We start from the raw sequence: 15,990 nt of genomic DNA, 5'->3' as shown, positions 1-15,990 counted from the left end.
CTTTAGCGGGCTCTAGCGGGGAGCGGGCTTCAGCGGATGGCTGGGGAGGGCGGCGTCGGCTTCTCGTCGGTCCAGCCGGACTCGAGGACGACGCTGGCACCCTTCTTCTGACCGTCGTACTCCGAACTCAGCAACCGGCCCGTGGCCGGGTCGACGACGTAGTTGGTCTTGCCGTCCCAGAGCCGGGTCGGTCCGCTGGAAGGCCGACCGGGCTTGGCCCAGTCCATGCTGATCTGGGTGCCGGTCCGGCCGATCGGATCCTTGACGTTCTCCTTGATCCGCACGCCCGGCAGCATCGACAGCACTCGCAGCGCCGCGCCCCGCAGCTTCGGCGGCGACGGCATCTCGAACAGCAACCGCCCGGCCGCGTTGAAGACCTGGTAGTTGATGTCGTCGGCCGTCATCCACGCCTCCGGCTTCGCCGCGAGCACGGCGCGGAGCTTCTCGGGGTCGGTCGGCAGCGCCTGGATCTGCTGGGCGGTCACCGGCTTGACCCCGCTCAGGTAGTAGCCGGGCGGAACCTCGTCGAAGGTCATCTTGTTCACGACCGGCTCGCTCGGCGCCATCGTGATCGGATCGGTCTCGCTCTGCGGCCACTGCGTCGGCGACCCTTGGGCTCGCCACTTGGCCGCGTCCGCGCGAGTCGCCGGGTGCGCCCCTAGATCGACCCAGCCGAACCAGGACTCGACGCCCTGCCGCATCGGCATCCAGCTCTCGGTGATGCTCTTCTGCGCGATCTTGTACTTCGGTGAGCCGACCTCGATCAAGCCGCGGATCTGAAGGTTGCGGACCCGGAAGTACTTGCCGGAGACCTTCTCGTCGATCTCCTGCTTGAGGGCGAGCTGGACCAGGACCTGGCTGGCCGTCGTCAGCCTGGGGCTGGTCGGCGTGATCGTGCTCGGCACCGGTCCCGCATCGCCGGCATCGGGGCCGGGCGCCAGGATCAGCGGTGTCGCGAGCGCGGCCAGCGCCACGGTGGCGGCCGTCGCGGTCAGGGCCATTCCGACCCGCCCCGACTTCGCCGCGGCGTACCAGCGGTCTCGGTGTTTGGCGGTCTGCGCCTCACGGATGAGGTCCTGGACCTGCCGGCGCGCCTTGTTCGTCGCGTCCGCGGACGGGCCGGGCTGCTCGGGGAAGGCTTTGCGGATCTTGTCGAACTCGTTCATCTCAGGCCTCATCGCGAGTTGCGGTCGGATCGGTGTGGCCGAGGTGTTCACGAACCACCTTGCGGGCTCGGGACAGGCGCGACGCCACGGTCCCGTTGGCGATGCCGAGCGCTGCGGCGACCTCGTCGTACGTGAGTTCGCCGAGCGCCACGAGCATGAGTACTTCGCGGTCCTTGGCGGAAACCTTCGCCAGCGCGGCCGCGAGCTGGCGACTGGCGCCCTGCGCGGTCACCTGAGCGGCGACGCGTTCCTCATGACCACCCGTCGACGTCGGCAGCGGCAGCTTGGCAGTCGCCCGCCATGCCCGTACTTCGTCGCGCCGGTGTCGCCGGATCAGGTTGGTCGCGATCCCGTAGAGCCAGGCCCGGACGACGCCGTTGCGCCCGTCGAACTTGGCCCGCTGCCGGAACGCGACCAGGAACGTCTCCGCGGCCAGGTCGTCGGCCAGGTCGCTGCCCAGCCGGCGCGCGACGTAGGAGTGCACCTGAGGGAAGTACCGGTCGAAGATCAGGGTGAACCGGTCGGGCTCCCGTGTCGACGCTTCCAGAGTGCGGGCGTCCTCGTCGGGGATCAGGTCCACCCGGCTGGACACCAGCGGCCGGCCGGGCAACGCGAGCGTCGCCAAGGCGAGGTCGGGCGTCATCGAACTCCTCATGCTGTCGGCCGGAGGCTCGCCGGGACCTGTCGGTCCCGGGGCAGCGCTGGTGCTGCCGTCCGGCTCACCCTGTTCTTGTCCGATGTCCCCAGAACCCTTCTCGACCCCGCCGACAGTCCGCGTTCATGACGCGCTGGGGGTCGATCCGGATGACAACGGGAGTCAGAAAGAGTTCAGGAATCCTCGGGCGGCCTGCTCGTCGGCCGGCCAGACGTAGACGCTCCAGCCGTGTTTCACGGCCGGTCTGGCGTCCTGCTTGGTCCGCGCGGCCGTCGCCTTGATGCCGAAATCCTTCAGCATCGCGACCTTCACCCGGGCCTCGTTGTACGTCTGGACCGTCTGGACGTCGATCAACAGTCCGAAACTGTCCTTTTCGGCCGGGGAGTAGTCAGTACGGCGCACCAAGGACCCGCCTTTGGCCTTGGAGAACGCCCAGCGGGTGAGCAGCACCATGCCGCCCGCGAACGCGATGGCCACGACGGGGAAGAGGAAGTAGTGCTCAGCGAACACGGACACCATTGTCTCGCGAAATGGAAGATCACGAACTCTTGGCAACCTAACGCGTCGCCAGGGAGTCTCTACCAATACAACGCTGCAAGCGCGGCCGATTCTCGGGGGCCGCCGGAAGAGCGGAGGGCACGGACATGCTCGCACCGACCCACGTGATCTACCTGACCGGACTGCTGGACGTCCGTTCGGTGGGCGACGTACGACAGCGACTCAACCACCTGATCGACAACTCCGACGGCGACGTCATCGTCGACCTGGAATCCCTCGACGCCTTGGACGCCACCGGCCTGGGCCTCCTCGTAGCCACCCACCGCCGCACCCAGCTCCTGGGCCGGCAGTTGGTCCTACGCCACCCACTCCCGTCGGTGATCCGCATCCTCGCGGTCACCCGCCTCCACCGAATCCTCCACGTCGAACGCACCCCCCTCCCGATATCCGCCTGAGCATTCCCCTCGGCGCTCAACCAGCCCATGCCCGTTTCAGGGGTTAACCCCTGAAGTGGTGGGTTGCCTGCCGAGAACCTGGGGTGGCAACCGACCATCTGAGGGGTTAACCCCCGAGATGGCTCCTCGCCGTCGGTGGGGTTGGTGTGTGACCTACCCCGCTCGTGACACCAGTCACGGGTGGGGGACTCACAAGGGCACATAGTCCTACTCTCGGGTACATGGGCAGCGAGAAGGATCGGCCGTGGGTTATGCGGACGTACGCCGGGCACTCGTCGGCGGCGGAGTCGAACGCGCTCTTCAGGCGCAACTTGGCCAAGGGCCAGACGGGGTTGTCGGTCGCCTTCGACCTGCCCACGCAGACCGGGTACGACGCGGATCATCCACTCGCCAAGGGTGAGGTCGGCAAGGTCGGCGTACCGGTGGCTCATCTTGGCGACGTGCGGGCGCTGTTCGATCAGATCCCGCTCGCGCAGATGAACACGTCGATGACGATCAACGCGACCGCGATGTGGTTGCTCGCGCTCTACCAGGTCGCCGCGCAGGAGCAGGGTGCGCTGCCGGACGAGCTGACCGGTACGACGCAGAACGACATCGTCAAGGAGTACCTCTCCCGCGGCACGTACGCCTTCCCGCCCGACGCGTCGCTGCGGCTCAGTACCGATCTGATCGCGTACACGGTCTCCAACGTTCCCAAGTGGAACCCGATCAACATCTGCAGCTACCACCTGCAGGAGGCCGGCGCGACGCCCGTGCAGGAGTTGGCGTTCGCGTTGTCGACGGCCATCGCAGTACTGGACCGCGTGCGCGACGGTGGTCAGGTACCGGCCGATCGGTTCGGGGATGTCGTCCAGCGGATCTCGTTCTTCGTCAACGCGGGCGTGCGGTTCATCGAGGAGACCTGCAAGATGCGCGCGTTCGTGCGGCTGTGGGACGAGGTCTGCCTCAACCGGTACGGCGTGACGGACGCCAAGGCCCGCCGGTTGCGGTACGGCGTACAGGTGAACTCGCTCGGCTTGACCGAGGCCCAACCTGAGAACAACGTCCAGCGAATCGTGCTCGAGATGCTCGGCGTCACGCTCTCAAAGAACGCGCGTGCCCGGGCCGTCCAGCTGCCCGCGTGGAACGAGGCGCTCGGGTTGCCGCGGCCGTGGGATCAGCAGTGGTCGCTCCGGATGCAGCAGGTACTGGCGTACGAGTCCGATCTGCTCGAGTACGACGACATCTTCGACGGCTCGCATGTGATCGAGGCGAAGGTGGACGAGCTGGTCGCCGGGGCGCAGGAGGAGATCGACCGCGTTCAGGCGATGGGCGGCGCCGTCGTCGCGGTCGAGAGTGGCTATCTCAAGCAGGCGCTGGTCGCGTCGCACGCCGAGCGCCGGCAGCGGATCGAGTCGGGTGAGCAGGTCGTGGTCGGGGTCAACAAGTTCGAGAACACCGACCCGTCACCGCTCACGGCCGATCTCGACACCGCGATCCAGACGGCGGACCCGCAGGCCGAGGCGGCCGCGTTGAAGTCTTTGCAGCTCTGGCGCGAGCAGCGCGACGCGAAAGCGGTCGAGGATGCACTCGCCCGGCTGCGTGAGGCCGCCAAGGGCACTGAGAACCTCATGCAAGCCACCCTCACCTGCGTCCGCGCGGGCGCGACGACGGGGGAGTGGTCGGGCGTACTGCGGGAGATGTTCGGCGAGTACCGCGCGCCGACCGGCGTCTCCGGATCAGTCGGCGTCTCCGGCGGAGGCGAAGCGATTGCGGCTGTCCGCGCGAAGGTCGCGGCAACGTCCGACGAGTTGGGCGGCCGGCTCCGCTTCCTGGTCGGCAAGCCCGGCCTGGACGGTCACTCGAACGGCGCCGAGCAGGTCGCGGTACGGGCCCGTGACGTCGGTTTCGAGGTGATCTACCAGGGCATCCGCCTGACCCCCGAACAGATCGTCGCCGCCGCCGTCGCAGAGGACGTCCACTGCGTAGGCCTCTCGATCCTGTCCGGTTCCCACATGGAACTCGTCCCCCAGGTCGTCAAAGGCCTCCGCGAAACCGGCCTCGAAGACGTCCCGGTCGTCGTCGGCGGCATCGTCCCCGACGCCGACGCCCGAGCCCTCCAGTCCGCCGGCGTCGCCGCCGTCTACACCCCAAAGGACTACGACCTGACCGGCATGATGTCCAACGTCGTCGACGTCATCCGCCGCGCCAACCATCTCTAGCTCTGCTGCTGTTTGGCGGTGATCAGGTCTTCGACGGCCTTGGGGATGGTGGTTTCGAAGTCGAGGAGTTTGGCCCAGGTGAGGGTGACGGTGATGAGCACCATTTCGTCGTACAGGGCCTTCACGCCTTCGAGCCAGCCGGCGTACTGCTCCTCGTCGGCCATCACCTTGCGGCCGGCGACCAGGTAGCCCTCGGGGATGCCCTGGACCAGCTCGACCTCGGCGGTGCCGCGGAGCAGCAGGACCTTCGGGGGGAAGGCGCCGGTGTCGATGGTCAGCGCGACCTTCGGGTGCTTGCGCAGTGCGGCGACCTTGGCCGCCTTCGGCACGGTGGCGATCTGGATCTGGTCGTCCTCCACCCAGAAGCCGATCGGGATCACCCGCGGATCGCCGTCCAGGCCGTTGTAGGCGAACCGGGCCGGCTCGGGGCCGTTCAACAGGTCCTGCGAGTACGGCTTGGCGAGGATCTCGGCGATCTCGGTCTTGTTCATGATGTTCTTCCTCTCGGTTTGGCCCTAAGGATTGGCTCTTACACCCCGGGGACGAGGCTGCCGACGGGTTCTCGACATCGCTAGGTTGGGGAAATGCCGGAAACTTTTGCGTTCGGGGCCGGACGGGTCGAGCTGACGGATGACGGGGCCGTCAAGGCGGTACTGCATCCGACCCGGAAGCACTCGATGCTGCTCGACGACGGGCCGGTCCACGACCCAGCGCGGTACTGGGGCAAGGGCTTCGTGATCGCCAGCAGCGGCAGCCACCGGTTCGACGCGCCGGACTTCACTCGGTGGCGGCAGACCGGGATCGATCTCCTGTACCGCCTCGGCGACCTCGAACTGCGGGTCGGCCGCCGGTTCGGAGAGCACTGGACCGAGACCTACGAAGTACGGAACACCAGCGGCGAGACGCAGACAATCGGCTCACTCGGAATCAGTACCCCGTACCGCGACCTCTACAGCTCATCCCGTGAGAGCCTCAACACCGCGGTCCACGCGCACATCTGGACGGGCGGCGCCGATTCCTGGGTCTGGGCGCAGCCGATGGACGGCAGCGGCCCCGGGCTCGGTCTGCAACTCACGGAGGGTGAGCTCTGGGCGTACTCCGTCGAATCCCGCGACGCCGACACCGGCAGCAACATCCGCGGCCACCTCTATCTCCACCCCACCGACCACGCCCGCGCGCCCCACGCGATGGGCGGCCAGCCGAAGATCGTCCTCCACCCTGGCGAGTCCCACCGCTGGACCTGGCAACTCGCCTGGCACGACACCCTCGCCGCCTTCCACGCCACCAGGCAGCCGCTCATCGACGCGCCGACGCTTGTGGCGGAGGTCGGCGAATCCATCGCGATCCAGCTGGCCGAGCGAGCAAAAGGCCCATCCACCATCACATCGGCAACCCCTGGCACGCAGTACGTCGAAGCAACCGACGGCACCGTGACGTCCCGCATCAACGTTCTGTTTCACGAGCCCCTCCGCACCATCGTCGAGCGCCGCGTCCGCTTCGTACTGGATCACCAGCGCCCGGTCGAGCTGGCCGACAGCCGCCGCTTCTCCTTCGTCCCGTACGACACCGAGACCGGCCTGCGCATGCTCGCCGGCGCCTGGCGCGACTGGTCCGACGCCCGCGAACGCGTCGGCACAGCATTGTTGCTCCAGGCAACGAGAGACAACGGCTGGGGCGATCGCACCGAGCTCGACGAGGCGCTGACCGGCTATCAGCAGTTCGTCTCGGAGTACCTGGTCTCCGAGGACGGCACCGTCGCCGACGACAGCCTCCACGAGAACGTCCGCCTCCACAACTTCCCCTGGTTCGCCCGCTTCTTCCTCAACCAGGGCGACCCCAGGACCGCGATCCGCATCCTCGACCGGTACTACGAACTAGGCGGCACCCACTTCCTGGCCTTCGACCTGGGACCGCTCCTGCGCGAACTCGCCAAGGTCGACCCCAAGATGCGCACCCACCTCGCCAACCACGCGCAAGCCTTCCTCGACTACGGCGACGACCTCCCGCCCCACGAGGTCAACTACGAGCAATCCATGGTCGCCCCACTCCTGGAACTCCTGATCGCCGCCCACCAAGAGGCCCCCGATTCGTTCGACCCCAACGAACTAACCCGCCGCCTCCCGTGGCTCACAGCCTTCGCCGCCGACCAACCCGACGTCCGCCTGCGCCACATCCCCATCCGCCACTGGGACGGCTACTGGTTCGGCCTACTGCGTCAGTGGGGTGACGTCTTCCCGCACTACTGGTCGATCCTCAGCGCCGCGGTCTACCTCACCTGGCCCCGCGACCTGCTCACCCAGTCCGAAGCCGACCAGCTCACGACCAAAGGCAACGCGATCCTCCAAGCCAACCTGGTCAACTTCCACCAGGACGGCTCGGCCACCTGTGCCTTCGTCTACCCCAGCGCCGTCAACAACCGCCCCGCCCACCACGCCGACCCGCTCGCCAACGACCAGGACTGGGCTCTTGTCTATGCGCTCCGTCTGGCAGTCACGACAAATTCCTAGCTCAGTGTTGCGAAGGCTCGGACTGGGAAGGTGGCGAGGCCCTCGATCCGCGGTGGCGTGGCGGTGAAGGTCGCGCCGGTCGGGGGGAGCTGTGCCAGGCTGGTCAGATGTTCGACGATCGGCAGGCCCGCACCGAGCAGCAGGGTGTGCGCGGGGCGGGTGCCGTCGGTCATGTCGTCGATGTTGGCCGCGTCGATGCCGACCAGTGCGGCGCCGTTGTCGATCAGCCATTGCGCGCCGTCGCGGGTGAGGAAGTGCGGGTTCTCGACGTACTGCGGGGTGCCGAAGCGTGCGTCGTCGCCGGTGTGCAGCAGCACCGCCTTGCCTCGTACGTCGTACGTCGCCAGCGCCGCCGCATCGATCCCGAGCCGCCCGCTGTCCTCTACCCGCACCACAACCGCAGGCAGCTCGACCAGCCGGTCGAGTGGGAAGCCGGTGAGGTCATGCCCGTCGGGATAGCGGTGGTTCGGGCTGTCCAGGTACGTCCCGGTGTTGGCGACCATCGAGATCTTGCCGATCTCGAACTCGGTACCCGGCGCGTAGATCTCCCGCGACGCCTCTCGGGTCAACTGCAGGCCGAGCTCCGGACCGGGCAGATTCGGCAGCGTCACCATCCCGTCGCGGATGACATGGCTGAGTTCCACGTACGTCGGTCGGTCGCTGGTTGGCCGGGTGTCGGCGGACGGGCCGCCGCGGGTGCCCTTGTGGGCGGCCTCGACGATCTCCAGGTTGGTGAGCTGGACCTCGCCGGCCATCAGCAGGCCGAGGGAGTCGAGGAAGAGTTCGCCGACCTCCGCGGACGTAACGTCTGCGGACGGTACGTCGACGAGGAACCCCTCGGCCTGCAGGCCGCCGCCGTTCGTGAAGGAGACAGTGGCGTCGAAGCGCGCGCGATAGCTAGCCATGCCGGTCATCATCACCCATCCGGCCGGCCTCCGGCGCCGAATTTCGTCTCGTGATCACACGTCGCAACCTCCTGCTCGCAGGCACGGTCGGTGTTGCCGGTGTCGGCGCGACCGCTGGTGTGGCCGCGCTGGCCCGCCGCAGTCCGAAGGCTCAACCCGGGAAGGGCGCGATGACGATCTCCTATGGCACCGACGAGTCGCAGGTCGCGGATCTCTACCTCCCCGAGGGCAACGGCAAGGTTCCGGTGGCCGTCGTGATCCATGGCGGCTTCTGGATGAGCAGCTACGGTCGCGAACTGGCCACCCCGCTGGCCGAGGACCTCGCCAAGCAAGGGATCGCCGGGTACGCGATCGAGTACCGCCGAGTCGGCAACGGCGGCGGCTGGCCCGCGACTTTCGAGGACGTCGCGGCCGCGATCGACAAGCTGGCTGACCAGCCGCGAGTGGACCTCAGCAAGGTGGTGGCCGTCGGGCACTCGGCAGGCGGGCACCTGGCCGTCTGGGCCGCCGGCCGCGCGGGTCTCCCGCCCGAGGCGCCGGGTGCCACACCGCGGGTCGTACTGGCTGGGGCCGTGTCACAGGCCGGAGTACTGGATCTGGTGAATGCCTATGACGAGCAGGTCGGCGGCGATGCGGTGCCGGCTTTCCTCGGTACGACGCCTGCCAAGGACCGCAAGCGGTATCAGCTGGCATCGCCGTACGAGCGGCTGCCGTTGAACGTCCCGGTCGCGCTCGTGCACGGCACCCGCGACGGCCAGGTCCCGATCGAGCAGAGCCGCCGCTACCGTGACGCCGCAGTAGCCAAAGGCGATCAGGTGAAGTTGACCGAACTCGAACACGTCGGTCACTTTGAGCTCATCGACCCGGATGACAAGGCCTGGCAGACGTGCCGGGCAGAGACCGTGCGCTTGCTCGGGACCTGATCAAGGGGCCTGCTCCGCGTCTAACATCGAGTATGGAGTGGCTGCTGATCGTCCTCGGCGGTGGCGGGGTCGCCGCGGTGAGCCGGTATGTCTGGGCGAAGCGAGCAGCACGCCGCCAAACGGCCGCAGAGCTCGCGGACATCCGCAGGCTCGCTGACGACGACGTCACGCACTTCGGTGAGCAGTTGAGCCGCCTCGACGAGAGTCTGGCGGGCCAGGAGCTGGATAGAGACACCCGGTACGACTACCAGGCGGCCCTGGATGCTTACGAGCAAGCCAAGCGAGCCGCCCCTCGGCTGCACACCAGGGAGTCGATCAGTGCTGTCGTGGACCTGCTGGCCGACGGCCGCTACGCGCTGGCCTGCGTCCAAGCGCGCGCTACCGGCCGGCCAGTACCCGAGCGACGGGTGCCGTGTTACTTCAGTCCGCGGCATGGCCCGTCGACGACGGAGGTCCTCTGGACGCCGCCGAAGGGTGGTACCAGGCGGGTGCCCGTCTGCGCGCAGGATGCGGCGCGCATCGCGGCCGGTAGCGAGCCAGAGGTGCACTACATCAAGTACGGCGAGCTGAACGTCCCGTACTGGGAGGCCGGCGATCCCAACGAGGCCTACCGGTTCGGCTTCTTCGACAGCGGCGGCGCTCGCGCCATCGCGATGAACCTACGGTTGCAGCAGCTCGGGATCGACGTCGGCCGGGGTCGCAGGGACCCCGGCCTCCTACCCCGCAGGCGCGGCAAGTGATCAGGTCAGGTCCGGCAGAAGCTCCCGCAGTACGTCGGTAGTGAAGTTGTGCAGACTGGTGCCGTAGGAGATGCGGGTGGCGCCTAGAGCGATCAGGTCTGCTGCGGACGGGCCATTCGGCTTCGCGTGCGCGTTGAGCGGACCACCGATGTCCGTGGCGAGCTTCTGCAAGACGTCGAGCGGTGCTGCGATCGGGTAGATGCAGTCGGCGCCGGCGCGACGGTAGGCGCGGCCCCGGGCGATGGCTTCATCAACGCTCCCACTGGTGATGAAGATGTCGACCCGGGCGTTGATGACGAGGTCTGCACCGGCAGCAGCCCGTACTGCGCACAGGTAGTCGGCCTGCCGCTCTACGTCGATCAGCTGATCGTCGATTGAGTCTTCCAGGTTGCAGCCGACAGCACCGGTCTCCAGCAGCCGCTCGGCGAACTCCTTCGCGTCCAGCCCGTAGCCGGCCTCCATGTCGGCAGTGACCGGTACGTCGACCGCGCGGGTGATCCGCGCGACCGCCTCGAACATCTCGGCCACCGGGGTCAGCTGCCCGTCGTCGTACCCGAGCACCCGGGCGACCGCACCACTGCTGGTGGCGATCGCCGGGTACCCGGCCGCTGCGATGACCCGGGCGCTGACCGGATCCCATGCATTCGGCAGCACCAGGGGAGTCGGCCCGTGATGCATCGCCCTGAAGGCCTCAGACTTGCTTGGGGCGGTCATCGCTGGTCAGCTCGGGTCGTAGTGGCCGGGCTCGATCCGGCAGGTGACGCCGACCCGGTTCCAGGCGTTGATCATGATGATCAGGCTGATCAGCTGGGCGAGTTCTTTCTCGTCGAAGGCGTTCGCGGCGATCTCGTAGACGTCGTCCGGGACGTGGTCGACGCTGATCAGGGTGATCGCCTCGGTCAGCTCGAGCGCCGCCAGCTCCTGCTCGGTGTAGAACTTGCGCGCCTCCCGCCAGGTGGCGACGACGTTGACCCGCTGGGCGGTATCACCCTCGTGCAGGGCGTCCAGCGTGTGCATGTCCAGGCAGTAGGCGCAGCCGTTCAGCTGCGAAGCGCGAATCCGCACCAGGTGTGCCAGCTTGGTGTCCAGCCCCAGCGCCGACACCTCGTCCAGCGCGATCAGCGCCTGGTAGAACTCCGGTGCGTGAGTGGCGAGTTTGACCCTGCGACGTGTGTTTGTGCTCATGCCGACAACGCTAGGCCCAGATCGGCCCAGGTGTATGGTCCACTTCCATGGAAGGTTCGAGGGCCAATTCCAGCCCGGAAGCAGACGTGAAAGACCGCGGCATCCGCGGCTCCGCCGCGGATGCCGCGGTGGGGGAGGGAGGGGCAGCGGGATCCGATCTGCATCTCGACCTGGCGCAGCGGCGGGGCCGCGCCGACCTCGTCAACGCCCTGCACGAGTCAATCCGCACCGGCCGCCTCCCCGCGGGCACCCGCCTCCCGTCCTCCCGCCAACTGGCCAAAGACCTAGGCATAGCCCGCAACACAGTCGCCGACGCCTACGGTCAGTTGGTAGCCGAAGGCTGGCTAACCGCCCGCCAAGGCTCAGGCACAGTCGTCGCCAACCGCGTCCTCCCCACCCACACCAATCCCCGCCGCCCCACCACCCCCGGCCCCGCCGCCTCCGGGCCCCCCGCCCCCAGCCCCGCCGGCTCCGGCCGCCTCCGCCCCTCCTCCGGAATTTCTTTGCCGGAGGCAAGGAACTACCGGTATGACCTGACCCCTGGCTCACCCGACGTGTCGACCTTCCCGCGGAGCGAGTGGCTCGCGGCAGCGAGGAAGGCTCTGCCAGCGGCACCCAACGACGCCTTCGGGTACGGCGATCCGCGGGGGAGGCCCGAGTTGCGGGAGAACCTGGCCGACTACCTCGCGCGAGCGCGCGGAGTACGGGCCGATCCCGACCGCATCCTCGTCTGCTCCGGCTATGTCCAAGCACTCAACCTGCTCACCGACGTGCTCAGACTGCAAGGCGCCCGGACCATGTCCGTCGAGGAGTTCGGCTACGACCTGCACTGGGACGTCATCCGCTCAAGGGGACTCCAACCGACCCCCGTCCCGGTAGACGAGCACGGCGTCCGCGCAGACCTGCTCGCAGGCAAAGCCGCCCTCCTCACCCCAGCCCACCAGATGCCCCTCGGCGTCCCGCTGGCACCGGACCGGCGTACCAAAGCAGTCGAGTGGGCCCGCGAGACCGACGCGATCCTGATCGAGGACGACTACGACGGCGAGTTCCGCTACGACCGCCAGCCGGTAGGCGCCCTGCAAGCCCTGGACCCCGAGCGAGTCGTCTACACCGGTACTGCGAGCAAGAGCCTCGCCCCAGCCCTCCGACTCGCCTGGATGGTCCTGCCCGAACACCTGATGGACCCAGTCCTCGAGGTGAAGCGCACCACCGACCTACTGACGGCCACCCTCGACCAACTCGTACTAGCCGAGTTCATCGCCTCCGGCCACTACGACCGCCACGTACGCCGTACCCGCCAGCACTACCGTCGCCGCCGCGACCACCTGGTCGAGCTACTAGCCGTCCGAGCCCCCAGCGTCACAGTCGCCGGCATCTCAGCCGGCCTCCACGTACTGCTCGACGTACCAGGTGACGCAGCCGACGTGGTCGCCCGAGCCAAGCAGCAAGGCCTACTGCTCGCGTCGCTGGACAGGTACCGCTTCACCCCGGACCCGGCCGCCCGCCAAGCCCTCATCGTCGGCTACGGCACCCCGCCGGACCACTCCTACAACGGCGCCCTCGACCTGCTCTGCCAGATCCTGGCCGTCTAGCGCCGCAGCTTGCGAAGGATGTCGGCCAGCTCGGCCCGCTCCGCCTCGCTGAGGATGCTGAAGTAGGCCTCGGCCTCCGCGTCGTTGGAGGCGCGGATCGCCTCGCCGACCCGGGTCCCTTCGTCGGTCGGCGCCACCAGCGTCGCCCGGCGGTCCTGCGGATCCGGACGCCGTTCGACCAGCCCGCGATCCTGCAGCGCGTCGACCACCTCTGTGGTCGAGCGGGCCGCGATGCGCAGCCGGTCGGAGAGCTCGTTGAGCCGGAGCGCACCCTCGCGCAGCAGCACCCCGAGGGCGCGCGCGTGGGACGGCGCGATGTCCAGCGGGGCCAACGACTCCTTGCGCAGATGCCGGAGCTGGCGAGCGACCCCCCAGAACGACTCGGGCAGCGTCTCCTCGTCCTCAGCGGCCATGGGAATACCGTACCAACCAATCCTGTTGTACCCTCATAGTGAGGTAACCTCAGTATATTCTTCCGACAGAAACGGGTGTAAGCCTTGGATTACGAGAATCAGAAACGTGGCCGCCCCGAAGGCGGCCGGAAGTCAGCCACAGCCGCCGAGAAGGCCCAGGCCCGCGAGGTATCGCTGGCCCGGATCGGCCGGCTCTTCAGTCCCCACAAACTCTCCCTCGGCGTGGTCACGGCGATCATCGTCGCATCCTCCCTGGTGGCCATGGCGTCACCCTTCCTGCTGCGCGCCGTCATCGATGACGCGCTGCCGCACCAGGACCTCAACCTGCTGATCTGGCTGGTGGCCGGCATGGTCGCCGTCGCCGCGGTGACTTCGGCCCTCGGCGTCGTCCAGACCTGGATCAGCACCAAGGTCGGCCAGCACGTCATGCACAAGCTGCGGACCGACGTGTTCGCCCACCTGCAGCGCCAGTCGATCGCCTTCTTCACCCGGACCCGCACCGGCGAGGTGCAGTCCCGGATCACCAACGACATCGGCGGTATGGAGCCTGTCGTCACCTCGACGGCGACCTCGATCGCCTCCAACCTGACCACGGCGATCGCCACCGCCACGGCCATGCTCGCATTGTCCTGGCAGCTCTCGCTCATCTCGCTCGTCGTGATGCCGCCGTCCATCTACCTGACCCGCAAGGTCGCCCGGATGCGCCGGACCATTACCGCGGAACGCCAGCGCGAGCTCGCGGATCTCAACGTGACGGTCGAGGAAGGCCTCTCGATCAGCGGCGTGCAGCTCAGCAAGACCATGGGCACCGCCGCGACCCTGGTCGACCGCTTCACTGCGTCATCTTCCCGGTTGATCGATCTGGAGCTCCGCTCGGAGCTGGCCGGCCGCTGGCGGATGGCCTCGATGAGCGTCATCTTCGCCGCCATCCCCGCGATCATCTACCTGAGCGCCGGTCTGCCCTTCACTGCCGGAACCCTGTCCATCGGCACCCTGATCGCTTTCACCACCCTGCAGGCCGGCCTGTTCCGGCCGCTGATGGGACTGCTCAACGTCGGAGTCGCGCTCACCAGCTCGCTGGCCTTGTTCGCGCGGATCTTCGAGTACCTCGACCTGCCGATCGACGTGGACGACCCGGCCGACCCGATCGAGATCGATCCGTCCCGGATCGAAGGCCATGTGCGGTTCGAGGACGTCACCTTCGTCTACCCGGGCAGCGAAACGGCCGCGGTGGCCGGTGTCAGCCTGGACGTTCCAGCCGGTACTACGCTCGCCCTGGTCGGCGAGACCGGCTCAGGCAAGAGCACCCTCGCCTCACTGGTCGCGCGGCTCTACGACCCGACCAGCGGACGCGTCACCATCGACGGTATCGACCTGCGTGACCTACGGCTGGCGGATCTCGCCGGTGTGGTCGGCGTCGTGAGCCAGGAGACCTACCTGCTGCACACGACAGTGCGCGAGAACCTCCGCTATGCAAAGCCCGACGCGACGGACGCGGAGATCGAAGAGGCAGCCCGAGCTGCTCAGGTCCACGAGTTGATCTCCGGACTCCCTGACGGCTACGACACCATGGTCGGCTCCCGAGGGCACCGCTTCTCCGGAGGCGAGAAGCAGCGAATCGCGATCGCCCGTACGCTCCTGCGCAACCCGCGTGTCCTGGTCCTGGACGAGGCCACCAGCGCCCTCGACACCGAGACCGAACGCGCCGTCCAGCAAGCATTCGACCGCCTAGCCGAGGGCCGTACCACCATCACCATCGCCCACCGGCTCTCCACTGTCCGCGACGCCGACCAACTCGCCGTCGTCGACCATGGCCGGGTCATCGAGTCAGGAACCCACGCCACCCTGGTAGAAAGCAACGGCCGCTACGCCCGCCTGGCCACCTAGCCCTAGCTGATCGCGCGGGTCAAGGCCCGGATGTCCTCAGGCCCTACTCGGCAGCAGCCGCCGATGTACTCCGCTCCGGCCGCCACCCATCCGGGCGTCAACGAGGTGGAGTCAGCGGCGTCGCCGGTCCAGCGGCGACCTCCTGCGTCCCATCCTTCGCCGCTGTTGGGGTAGGCGACTACCGGCTTTCCGGTCCCCGCGGCGGCGAGTTCGACGGCCCCTTGGACATCTTCCGGTGCGCAACAGTTGATGCCAACGGCGACGAGGCTGGTACTCCGGATGGCGAACGCCTCTTCGAGCGACTGTCCGGCGCGAGTGCGAGTACCGGCCACGGAGTACGAAAGCCAAGCAGGAAAGGCGATCTCGTCGATCAGCTCGACCAGTACCGCTGCCTCCTCGAGATCGGGAATCGTTTCGACGGCGAGCAGATCGGGGCCTGCGGCAATCAGCAACTCCAGCCGGGGCAGATGGAAATCGCGCAGGAACGCCTTACTCACGCCGTACCGGCCCCGGTACTCCGATCCGTCGGCCAGGACCGCGCCGTACGGACCAACCGATGCCGCCACAAACCGATCCTGCCCGTCGATGGCCAACTCGTCTCGGACTCGCTTGGCAATGGCGACGCTGGAACTGATCAACCGTTCTGCCTCGTCACGTGGCACTCCCGCCTCGCCGAAGCCGGCGACACTCGCCTGGTAGCTGGCCGTCGTCGCGAAGGTGGCGCCTGCTTCGTAGTACGCCCGATGCACCGCCGCGATCTCGCCCGGCGCGTCCTTCAGCAATCGCGCCGACCAGAGCGCATCGGACAGATCGTGCCCGCGATCTTCCAGGGCGTTCGACATTCCACCGTCGAGGATGTGCAC

Annotated in this window: 16 protein-coding genes; 7 read left to right on the top strand and 9 right to left on the bottom strand. The window is 67.8% G+C overall.

Annotated features, from left to right (window positions below):
- Positions 1-29: 29 nt before the first annotated feature.
- The 3 genes from OHA70_RS39125 to OHA70_RS39115 form a co-directional block, all read right to left on the bottom strand.
- Positions 30-1,166, bottom strand: a complete 1,137-nt coding sequence (locus OHA70_RS39125) for a CU044_5270 family protein (protein WP_328326842.1) — start codon at positions 1,164-1,166, stop codon at positions 30-32.
- Between the two features lies 1 nt (position 1,167).
- The gene (locus tag OHA70_RS39120) at positions 1,168-1,809 is read right to left on the bottom strand and encodes an RNA polymerase sigma factor (RefSeq protein ID WP_328326840.1); all 642 of its coding nucleotides are present in this window, start codon (positions 1,807-1,809) and stop codon (positions 1,168-1,170) included.
- Between the two features lie 174 nt (positions 1,810-1,983).
- Positions 1,984-2,340, bottom strand: coding sequence for a hypothetical protein (locus OHA70_RS39115; protein ID WP_328326838.1), 357 nt, complete (start codon positions 2,338-2,340; stop codon positions 1,984-1,986).
- Positions 2,341-2,465: 125 nt separating this feature from the next.
- On the opposite strand from OHA70_RS39115, the gene OHA70_RS39110 reads away from it, so the two are divergent.
- Both OHA70_RS39110 and OHA70_RS39105 read left to right on the top strand, forming a co-directional pair.
- Entirely contained in the window at positions 2,466-2,774 is a 309-nt protein-coding gene (locus OHA70_RS39110; protein WP_328326836.1) for an STAS domain-containing protein, read from the top strand.
- A gap of 221 nt (positions 2,775-2,995) precedes the next feature.
- The gene (locus tag OHA70_RS39105) at positions 2,996-4,975 is read left to right on the top strand and encodes a protein meaA (protein WP_328326834.1); all 1,980 of its coding nucleotides are present in this window, start codon (positions 2,996-2,998) and stop codon (positions 4,973-4,975) included.
- On the opposite strand, the gene OHA70_RS39100 is transcribed toward OHA70_RS39105, so the two are convergent.
- Positions 4,972-5,466 (bottom strand): pyridoxamine 5'-phosphate oxidase family protein, encoded by a 495-nt coding sequence (locus OHA70_RS39100; RefSeq protein ID WP_328326832.1) that lies wholly within the window; start codon positions 5,464-5,466, stop codon positions 4,972-4,974. The two genes, OHA70_RS39105 and OHA70_RS39100, sit on opposite strands and share 4 nt — an antisense overlap.
- 93 nt (positions 5,467-5,559) lie before the next feature.
- Here OHA70_RS39100 and OHA70_RS39095 point away from each other — a divergent pair, with 93 nt between their 5' ends.
- Positions 5,560-7,482, top strand: coding sequence for a hypothetical protein (locus tag OHA70_RS39095; RefSeq protein ID WP_328326830.1), 1,923 nt, complete (start codon positions 5,560-5,562; stop codon positions 7,480-7,482).
- Here the strand turns inward: OHA70_RS39095 and OHA70_RS39090 are convergent.
- Positions 7,479-8,387 (bottom strand): cyclase family protein, encoded by a 909-nt coding sequence (locus tag OHA70_RS39090; protein WP_328326828.1) that lies wholly within the window; start codon positions 8,385-8,387, stop codon positions 7,479-7,481. The genes OHA70_RS39095 and OHA70_RS39090 overlap by 4 nt on opposite strands.
- 50 nt (positions 8,388-8,437) lie before the next feature.
- Between OHA70_RS39090 and OHA70_RS39085 the strand changes: the two genes are divergently transcribed.
- Positions 8,438-9,310: an alpha/beta hydrolase family protein gene (locus tag OHA70_RS39085; RefSeq protein WP_328326826.1), complete on the top strand. Its 873-nt coding sequence runs from the start codon at positions 8,438-8,440 to the stop codon at positions 9,308-9,310.
- Positions 9,311-9,342: 32 nt separating this feature from the next.
- Complete coding sequence (locus OHA70_RS39080; protein WP_328326824.1) at positions 9,343-10,050, top strand: hypothetical protein; 708 nt, start codon at positions 9,343-9,345, stop codon at positions 10,048-10,050.
- On the opposite strand, the gene OHA70_RS39075 is transcribed toward OHA70_RS39080, so the two are convergent.
- Positions 10,051-10,764 carry an isocitrate lyase/PEP mutase family protein gene (locus OHA70_RS39075; RefSeq protein ID WP_328326822.1) on the bottom strand — a complete coding sequence of 238 codons (714 nt, stop codon included), beginning with the start codon at positions 10,762-10,764 and terminating at the stop codon, positions 10,051-10,053.
- Positions 10,765-10,770: 6 nt separating this feature from the next.
- Positions 10,771-11,235 carry a carboxymuconolactone decarboxylase family protein gene (locus OHA70_RS39070; RefSeq protein ID WP_328326820.1) on the bottom strand — a complete coding sequence of 155 codons (465 nt, stop codon included), beginning with the start codon at positions 11,233-11,235 and terminating at the stop codon, positions 10,771-10,773.
- A gap of 47 nt (positions 11,236-11,282) precedes the next feature.
- Between OHA70_RS39070 and pdxR the strand changes: the two genes are divergently transcribed.
- Positions 11,283-12,827, top strand: a complete 1,545-nt coding sequence (pdxR, locus tag OHA70_RS39065; protein WP_328326817.1) for a MocR-like pyridoxine biosynthesis transcription factor PdxR — start codon at positions 11,283-11,285, stop codon at positions 12,825-12,827.
- Here the strand turns inward: pdxR and OHA70_RS39060 are convergent.
- Positions 12,824-13,240, bottom strand: coding sequence for a MarR family winged helix-turn-helix transcriptional regulator (locus tag OHA70_RS39060; RefSeq protein WP_328326815.1), 417 nt, complete (start codon positions 13,238-13,240; stop codon positions 12,824-12,826). The two genes, pdxR and OHA70_RS39060, sit on opposite strands and share 4 nt — an antisense overlap.
- Before the next feature lie 84 nt (positions 13,241-13,324).
- On the opposite strand from OHA70_RS39060, the gene OHA70_RS39055 reads away from it, so the two are divergent.
- Positions 13,325-15,127, top strand: a complete 1,803-nt coding sequence (locus tag OHA70_RS39055; RefSeq protein WP_328326813.1) for an ABC transporter ATP-binding protein — start codon at positions 13,325-13,327, stop codon at positions 15,125-15,127.
- A 2-nt stretch (positions 15,128-15,129) separates the two neighbouring features.
- Here the strand turns inward: OHA70_RS39055 and mmuM are convergent, their stop codons facing one another.
- A complete protein-coding gene (gene mmuM / locus OHA70_RS39050) occupies positions 15,130-15,990 on the bottom strand; it encodes a homocysteine S-methyltransferase (RefSeq protein WP_328326811.1) in 861 nt (286 codons plus the stop codon).

It is taken from the genome of Kribbella sp. NBC_00382 (assembly GCF_036067295.1).
Taxonomy (GTDB): domain Bacteria; phylum Actinomycetota; class Actinomycetes; order Propionibacteriales; family Kribbellaceae; genus Kribbella.
This window is presented reverse-complemented; position numbering and strand designations above follow the sequence as displayed.

What these genes read in the sequence shown, in the direction of transcription:
- OHA70_RS39105 (WP_328326834.1), top strand. Translation starts at nt 2,996, where the DNA reads ATGGGCAGCGAGAAGGATCGGCCGTGGGTTATGCGGACGTACGCCGGG.
- OHA70_RS39090 (WP_328326828.1), bottom strand. Translation starts at nt 8,387, where the DNA reads ATGGCTAGCTATCGCGCGCGCTTCGACGCCACTGTCTCCTTCACGAAC.
- OHA70_RS39110 (WP_328326836.1), top strand. Translation starts at nt 2,466, where the DNA reads ATGCTCGCACCGACCCACGTGATCTACCTGACCGGACTGCTGGACGTC.
- OHA70_RS39120 (WP_328326840.1), bottom strand. Translation starts at nt 1,809, where the DNA reads ATGACGCCCGACCTCGCCTTGGCGACGCTCGCGTTGCCCGGCCGGCCG.
- OHA70_RS39080 (WP_328326824.1), top strand. Translation starts at nt 9,343, where the DNA reads ATGGAGTGGCTGCTGATCGTCCTCGGCGGTGGCGGGGTCGCCGCGGTG.
- OHA70_RS39060 (WP_328326815.1), bottom strand. Translation starts at nt 13,240, where the DNA reads ATGGCCGCTGAGGACGAGGAGACGCTGCCCGAGTCGTTCTGGGGGGTC.
- pdxR (WP_328326817.1), top strand. Translation starts at nt 11,283, where the DNA reads ATGGAAGGTTCGAGGGCCAATTCCAGCCCGGAAGCAGACGTGAAAGAC.
- OHA70_RS39075 (WP_328326822.1), bottom strand. Translation starts at nt 10,764, where the DNA reads ATGACCGCCCCAAGCAAGTCTGAGGCCTTCAGGGCGATGCATCACGGG.
- OHA70_RS39125 (WP_328326842.1), bottom strand. Translation starts at nt 1,166, where the DNA reads ATGAACGAGTTCGACAAGATCCGCAAAGCCTTCCCCGAGCAGCCCGGC.
- OHA70_RS39115 (WP_328326838.1), bottom strand. Translation starts at nt 2,340, where the DNA reads ATGGTGTCCGTGTTCGCTGAGCACTACTTCCTCTTCCCCGTCGTGGCC.
- OHA70_RS39100 (WP_328326832.1), bottom strand. Translation starts at nt 5,466, where the DNA reads ATGAACAAGACCGAGATCGCCGAGATCCTCGCCAAGCCGTACTCGCAG.
- OHA70_RS39095 (WP_328326830.1), top strand. Translation starts at nt 5,560, where the DNA reads ATGCCGGAAACTTTTGCGTTCGGGGCCGGACGGGTCGAGCTGACGGAT.
- OHA70_RS39070 (WP_328326820.1), bottom strand. Translation starts at nt 11,235, where the DNA reads ATGAGCACAAACACACGTCGCAGGGTCAAACTCGCCACTCACGCACCG.